The 6,177-nt window shown below is 53.8% G+C and carries 8 protein-coding genes; 4 read left to right on the top strand and 4 right to left on the bottom strand.

Annotated features, from left to right (window positions below; genetic code table 11):
• Positions 1-9: 9 nt before the first annotated feature.
• Genes ABYV26_RS18245 through ABYV26_RS18260 form a run of 4 tightly spaced genes read right to left on the bottom strand, consistent with a single transcriptional unit; the run spans position 10 to position 2,386 of the window.
• A complete protein-coding gene (locus tag ABYV26_RS18245; RefSeq protein ID WP_372682788.1) occupies positions 10-1,317 on the bottom strand; it encodes an FAD-dependent oxidoreductase in 1,308 nt (435 codons plus the stop codon).
• 58 nt (positions 1,318-1,375) lie between these two features.
• A complete protein-coding gene (locus ABYV26_RS18250; RefSeq protein ID WP_372682789.1) occupies positions 1,376-1,849 on the bottom strand; it encodes a hydrogenase iron-sulfur subunit in 474 nt (157 codons plus the stop codon).
• An 8-nt stretch (positions 1,850-1,857) separates the two neighbouring features.
• Positions 1,858-2,112 carry a sulfurtransferase TusA family protein gene (locus tag ABYV26_RS18255; protein WP_372682790.1) on the bottom strand — a complete coding sequence of 85 codons (255 nt, stop codon included), beginning with the start codon at positions 2,110-2,112 and terminating at the stop codon, positions 1,858-1,860.
• Entirely contained in the window at positions 2,099-2,386 is a 288-nt protein-coding gene (locus ABYV26_RS18260) for a hypothetical protein (RefSeq protein WP_372682791.1), read from the bottom strand. The genes ABYV26_RS18255 and ABYV26_RS18260 overlap by 14 nt, the downstream gene beginning before the upstream one ends.
• Before the next feature lie 257 nt (positions 2,387-2,643).
• On the opposite strand from ABYV26_RS18260, the gene ABYV26_RS18265 reads away from it, so the two are divergent.
• From ABYV26_RS18265 to ABYV26_RS18280, 4 genes are all read left to right on the top strand, one after another.
• Positions 2,644-4,011, top strand: coding sequence for a sigma-54 interaction domain-containing protein (locus ABYV26_RS18265; RefSeq protein WP_372682792.1), 1,368 nt, complete (start codon positions 2,644-2,646; stop codon positions 4,009-4,011).
• A 173-nt stretch (positions 4,012-4,184) separates the two neighbouring features.
• Entirely contained in the window at positions 4,185-4,628 is a 444-nt protein-coding gene (gene trxA, locus ABYV26_RS18270; protein ID WP_372682793.1) for a thioredoxin, read from the top strand.
• A gap of 23 nt (positions 4,629-4,651) precedes the next feature.
• Complete coding sequence (locus tag ABYV26_RS18275; RefSeq protein WP_372682794.1) at positions 4,652-5,134, top strand: flavodoxin family protein; 483 nt, start codon at positions 4,652-4,654, stop codon at positions 5,132-5,134.
• Between the two features lie 83 nt (positions 5,135-5,217).
• Positions 5,218-5,886 carry a DUF1638 domain-containing protein gene (locus ABYV26_RS18280; RefSeq protein ID WP_372682795.1) on the top strand — a complete coding sequence of 223 codons (669 nt, stop codon included), beginning with the start codon at positions 5,218-5,220 and terminating at the stop codon, positions 5,884-5,886.
• The last annotated feature ends 291 nt before the right edge of the window (positions 5,887-6,177 follow it).

Raw genomic sequence — 6,177 nt, forward strand, 5'->3', positions numbered from 1 at the left:
CCTAAATGACTAGGCCACCGCTTTTCTAGATTGACTCATCCGCTCCATGTACTTGGCCGCTTCCATGGCCGCCGCACCCGACTCGGTGATGGTATCGACAATATCCTTGGGTCCGGCCGCCGCACCGGCGACGAACACCCCTTCCATATCGGTGAGCGTGGGGGCCAGCTTGGGCTGTATGGTTTTAATGAATTGATCCGAATCCGCCGAGACCGGACAAACGCCCCGCGGGTTCCATCCGGGAATCATCCCCAATGAGAGCACCACCAGATCGTGATCCGCCGTGGTAACCCCTTCGCCGTTCTGGGCCTCATAACGCAGGGCGACCGAACCGTTTTTGCCTTGAGCGATGGAGGCAACTTTGCCTTTGACAAATTCGATGCCCATAGCCTTGGCATTCTGATAGAACTGCTCGTATCCTTTCCCAAAGGCGCGGATATCCATATAGTAAATGGTGATATCCGCCAGGGGCAGCGACCCGGAGAGGAGCATGGCCTGCTTGATGGCATACATGCAGCAGACCCGTGAGCAATAGGACACACCCATGCTCTTGTCCCGTGAACCGGCGCACTGAATGTAGGCAATGGAATCGGGCTCCATGCCATCCGACGGTCGCAACACCCGGTTGTAGGGACCATGCGGGGCAAGCAGTCGCTCCATTTGCAGGGCCGTGATCACATTGGGTATGTTGCCGTTGCCGTATTGTTGCTTGTTTATAAGGGGTGTGATGTCGAAGCCGGTGGCCAGTATCGCCGTGTTGGCCTGGATGACAAACGTCTCGGGCTGCTGGAAATAGTCGACGGCATCCGTCGGACAAACCGTGGCGCACTTGCCGCAGAGCATGCAGTTTTCAACATCCAACACCGCCGTTTGCGGTATGGCGTTGGAAAAGGGAATGGAGATGGCTTTTGTGGCCGAAAAACCGCCCTGCTCATCATCGGCCACGTAAACCGGGCAGTTGTATTCGCACTGCCTGCAGCCGATGCATTTTTGCGCATCGACATAGCGGGGCCGCTGGGTGACGGCCGCCGTTATTACGTCCATTTGACGGTCCAAGGAAGCGATATCACAATAGGTAAACAAAGAGATGTTGTCGTGATGCGCCGCGGCGGCCATCTTGGGTGTAGTGATGCAGCTGGCACAATCGAGCGTGGGAAACACCTTGGACAGGCGGATCATTTTCCCACCGATGGATGCATCCTTGTCCACGATCGCCACCTGAAACCCCTGATCCGCCAAATCCAGGGCCGACTGCAGGCCCGCGATGCCGCCGCCGACAACGAGTGCGTCAAACGATAGAACTCGGTTGGGGGCCATTCATTCCTCCTTTTGGGTAACGCCTTGGTCCGAAGCCGCGCTAATTGATGCCGGCCGGTTATCCCGCCGCCAATTGGGCGTGGTGCTCCTGAGCGGCGACCGTTGGATTGGGTGATAAAACCGGTGGTCCCAGTTCATTGACCAGGTCGTTCATCAGATTGACCTCATTTAGAAAGGCCCGGTTGCACACGGTACAGATAGCGGTCAGACGCAATCGTCGAATGTCCAACGCTTCTTCTTTCATTATCTGGTAAACCCGGTCCACGCGCTTCGCGAGCGCCTTATACGCCCCGTCGTAGGGGCACTCTTCGCCGCAGGACATGATGATGATGCCGCTGATTCCTTTTCTAAAACAATCAATGTAAAACTGTTCGGGAAAAAGAACCGGTGCCCGCACCCTGAGAATGTAGGTGTTCGTGGGGTAGCTCGAATGGGCCTGCCCCACGGAATCCGCACCCGGATAGGCGCAACTTTCGGTGGCCAGAATCAGTATTTTTTCCTGATTGACTCTTTTTTCATTGGCAGCCATCATTCGTGCGCCTATTTGTTTCTTTTGACAAAGTGTTTGTCGTAGCCATCCGCTGCAAGGACGCCTAAATACTCGTGGCCGACCTTTTTCGACCAGGCCGGTATATCGGTGCGAGTGCCCGAGTCATTGGAATAGATTTCAAGCACTTCGCCGACCTTTACCTTGCCGATGCCTTTTTTGGCCTCCAGCAACGGACCGGGGCAGGCACTTCCCCTTGCATCCACGGTACTTGACACGTCCAGTTTACTCAGATCAATTTCTGACATGATGGTCTCCTTTTTGTTGGTGTGTGGTTAATGGTTCCTTTTTTCTCAGCCTCAACCGTGTGACTGGATCATCGCCGTCCAGGTTCTCTTTGGCGATCAGATCATAATCCGTTCGCGGCAGTATCAGCATGACGTCTTTTAAAATGGTGGCATCGATGTGGCTGACACCGGCAAATATCTGCATCTCTTCACCTGGTTTCATTTCTCTGAACAAATTGGTGATCTGCAGCAGGGAGAAAGGCAGCAGGGTATCGCGAAGATCAAACGTTAACATGCGTGGCTCTTTTGTTTCAGAAAATAGGTTTAAACCAGTTTGACGATGTGTTTCCTTAGAGCAATGCAAATGCCATCATTGACAGCATTGGGTGAAAAAACCAAAAAAATCAAATATCTCAAATATATAAAAACAATCGGGATGGGTTTTTTCAAAGCAATAAGACCTTGGCCGGTTTTATGCGTTGGCAAAGGACTGTTCATGTGTTAACTTTCTGAACATGCAAGCTGTTAACGAATTGAACAGGTGTCATGGTAATGAACAGTCTTGACCTGAACTATTACTGGAAGTCAGTCGTGGACACGATCCAGGACGGCGTCATGGTGGTGAATCCGGAAGGGATAGTCATCTCCGTCAACCGGGCGTTCGGTGAGATCACCGGATATGGCCGGCACGAGATTGTGGGGAAACGATGCACCACGCTCAACTGCACCTCCTGCGAAATTGCGCGGCAGGAAGAGGGGTGCCACTGGTGCGTCATGTTTAGAAAAGGCCACCTTAGGAAACAGAAATGCAGCATCACCCGCAAAGACGGGCGAATAGTTCACATCCTCAAGAATGCTTCTGTGCTCAAAAACAAAAGCGGCGTGGTGACAGGCGCCGTGGAGACCATGACCGATATTACCGATCTGGTGGCCAAAGAGACGCAGATCGAAAGCTACCGCCGGGAGCTGGATGCCGAGGACCGATTTTACGGCATGATCGGCATCAGTGCACCCATGCAGCGGGTGTTTGAGCTGATCACCAACGCCGCCCAATCCGATGCCCCGGTCATCGTTTATGGTGAAAGCGGTACGGGCAAGGAGATGGTGGCCAGGGCCATCCATGACGCCGGCGCCCGCGGCAGCCGACCATACGTGAAGGTCAATTGCGCCGCCTTGAACGAATCCCTGCTGGAAAGCGAGTTGTTCGGCCATGTGAAAGGCGCCTACACCGGGGCTCACAAAAGCCGCGAAGGCCGTTTCGAAGCCGCCAGCGGCGGTGACATCTTCCTGGATGAAATCGGTGACCTGCCGCTGTCCACCCAGGTCAAACTATTGCGTGTGCTGGAAGAAAAGGTGGTCGAACGGGTGGGTGACAACCGGCCCATCACGGTCGACGTACGAATCATCTCGGCGACGAACCGCCACCTGCCGGACCTGATCGCCAACGGAGCCTTCCGTGAAGATTTTTATTACCGGATCAACGTCATCCCCATTCACATTCCGCCGCTGCGGGAGCGCATCGAGGATATTCCTGTGCTGGCGCGATCATTTTTCAACCGAACCCTTCTGAAAAGCGAAAAAAAGCTGGCCGGCATCTCTAAACCAGCCATGGATGATCTGATGGCCTACGCCTGGCCGGGAAACGCCCGGGAGTTGAAAAGCGCGTTTGAATTTGCCTTTGTCAGCTGTCCCGGCGGCATGATCGAGGCCGACCACCTGCCACCGCCGATCAGCGCAACCCCGCCAACCTGCAGCGAGGTTCAGAACCCGCCCAACGAAAGCCTGGACGACGTCAAGCGGCGACGACTGATCGAGGCCCTGAACCGGGCGAATGGCAACCAATCCGAAGCCGCCCGTTTGCTGGGTATTTCCCGGACCAGCGTGTGGAACCAGATAAAAAAATACAGGCTCCAACGGTGACTGAACCAATCAAGGCAAACGTGGCACACCCTTTGCTTCGTAATACAGCAGAGTAGGCAATCAATACCTCCATTTTGATTCACTCAACCTTACTCTCACCTCCTGAGGCCCCGGCACGATGACATACATGCCCATCGTGTCGGGGCTTCCCTTTTTGGCATAAAGTTTGAAACGTGAAGAGGGAAAATCAATTCGTTCTTCGGCCATTGAACGCTGACAAAATCCAACAACAACCGTCAAGGAGGAATCGATTCATGTCCGAGTTTGTCACTGAAATCGAAAACAATCAGTTCGACCGGCAAGTGCTTCAACAGGCCAAACCTGTCATCGTAGACTTCTGGGCCCCCTGGTGCGGCCCCTGTAAAGCCATGGCGCCGGCATTTGCGTCTTTGGCGGAAACATACAAGAATCAAATGATTTTCACTAAATGCGATGTCGACAGCCACACAGCCGTCGCCGAACGGTATGGCATCAAGTCCATCCCCACCCTGATGATTTTTCAGGGGGGCAAAGCCATTAATTCCATAACGGGAATGGTATCCCAGGGTGTTCTCGAAAATGCGATCAAAAAGGCCCTTGCGGGTGACGCGATGCCGGCCCCGTTCATCGTAAATTAGCACCCAAGAAAGGAGAATATTCAATGAACGCGATCGTTGTTTATTCCAGTCAAACTGGAAACACAAAAAAACTCGCCGAAACCGTGTGCGAGGCATTGCCGACAGGCACACAGATGTGCCTGGTCGATGAAGCGCCGGACCCAACCGACTACGATCTGGTCGCCCTTGGTTTCTGGTTTCAAGCCGGAAAACCGGATCCTAAATCCGCAAGCTACCTGGCGCGATTGAAGGGGCACAAAAAAGTGTTCCTCTTTGCCACCCACGGCGCCCGGCCGGGCTCTGATCACGCCGCCAGTGCAATGGCCCACGCCCAAGCCTTGGCTGAAGGGGCTACCGTCGCCGGATCGTTTAGCTGCTATGGCGAGGTCAATCCAAACGTGCTGGAGAAGGTCAAAGCCAAGCCCCTGCCACCGGTGTGGTTGGATGACGCCGCCGACGCGGTGGGACATCCGGATGCATCTGACATGGACAACCTGCGACGGGCGCTGAAGGCCTTGCTCGAATAAAATCAGGTGACCCATCATGGAACTCAATCCCAATCAGGTTGCGCTACCTAACGCTACATAACGTTACCAAAGCAGGTGTCACTATGAAATCACCGGGCTTTTCAGACATTGCAATCGTTTCTTGCGGCACCCTGAGTCTCGAACTGAAACATCTCAGAGCCGAAGGGTTTCTGGATACGGAACATTTGTTTTTCACGACACCGGGACTGCACGAAGACATCCATGAACTTGAGCGTCAACTGATCGCTCGGATTGCCAAAGCCAAGCAAAAAGCGGGCAAGGTCCTGGTAGTCTACGGCGGCAAGTTCTGCTACGTCAATGCCGACAAACCGACCCGCACCATGCAGCAGATCATCACCGAGCAGGGGGCCGGTGTGGCTCGGATTCAGGCCACCCACTGCATGGACATGCTCGCCAGTGAAGCCGAACGGGAAAGGATTGCCGCCGACTTAGCCGGTGGGGAAAAGGTCTGGTGGATGACCCCCGGCTGGATCAAGTTCCGCCACAAGGTATTCAAGGGGTGGGACAAGGGGCTGGCCAATGAAAACTTTCCCAGGCATTCCGGCGGCGCCGTGGTTTTGGATGGCATCGGTTACCTGGACACCTATATGGCCGAACACCCGGAAGACTTTCTGGAATATTCCGACTGGATGGGCATTCCCATCATCCCCTACCCAGTCAGTCTTGACCGCTTTAAAAGGCTGCTTACCGAGCAAGCCGAAAAGCTGCACGGTAAAGGCGTGCAAGCGTAGATCCAAAAATTCGATCACAGCAGGTTGTCATCGTCCCTGTTTCCTTGCGTGTAGGGATCCATTCCGGGGAGAACAAAACGTTGGAATTATTACCTGTTTTGAAACATGCCCTGATGATCAGTTTTTTTGTATTTGTGATGATGTTGATCGTTGATTCTGTCTTTCCTGATCATGGTTGCAACCGGAATTCTCGGCCCCTCGGATTGGAATTGGAAGCGTATCACATTTATTTTTCTCTCCCTGTTGTCTCTGATCGTCTCGTCTGTGGTTTCAGAGCACTATCTTCATGAC

The sequence above is a fragment of the Desulfosarcina sp. genome (assembly GCF_041551955.1).
Taxonomy (GTDB): Bacteria; Desulfobacterota; Desulfobacteria; order Desulfobacterales; family Desulfosarcinaceae; genus Desulfosarcina.

What these genes read in the sequence shown, in the direction of transcription:
- ABYV26_RS18245 (WP_372682788.1), bottom strand. Translation starts at nt 1,317, where the DNA reads ATGGCCCCCAACCGAGTTCTATCGTTTGACGCACTCGTTGTCGGCGGC.
- ABYV26_RS18250 (WP_372682789.1), bottom strand. Translation starts at nt 1,849, where the DNA reads ATGATGGCTGCCAATGAAAAAAGAGTCAATCAGGAAAAAATACTGATT.
- ABYV26_RS18255 (WP_372682790.1), bottom strand. Translation starts at nt 2,112, where the DNA reads ATGTCAGAAATTGATCTGAGTAAACTGGACGTGTCAAGTACCGTGGAT.
- ABYV26_RS18260 (WP_372682791.1), bottom strand. Translation starts at nt 2,386, where the DNA reads ATGTTAACGTTTGATCTTCGCGATACCCTGCTGCCTTTCTCCCTGCTG.
- ABYV26_RS18265 (WP_372682792.1), top strand. Translation starts at nt 2,644, where the DNA reads ATGAACAGTCTTGACCTGAACTATTACTGGAAGTCAGTCGTGGACACG.
- ABYV26_RS18275 (WP_372682794.1), top strand. Translation starts at nt 4,652, where the DNA reads ATGAACGCGATCGTTGTTTATTCCAGTCAAACTGGAAACACAAAAAAA.
- ABYV26_RS18280 (WP_372682795.1), top strand. Translation starts at nt 5,218, where the DNA reads ATGAAATCACCGGGCTTTTCAGACATTGCAATCGTTTCTTGCGGCACC.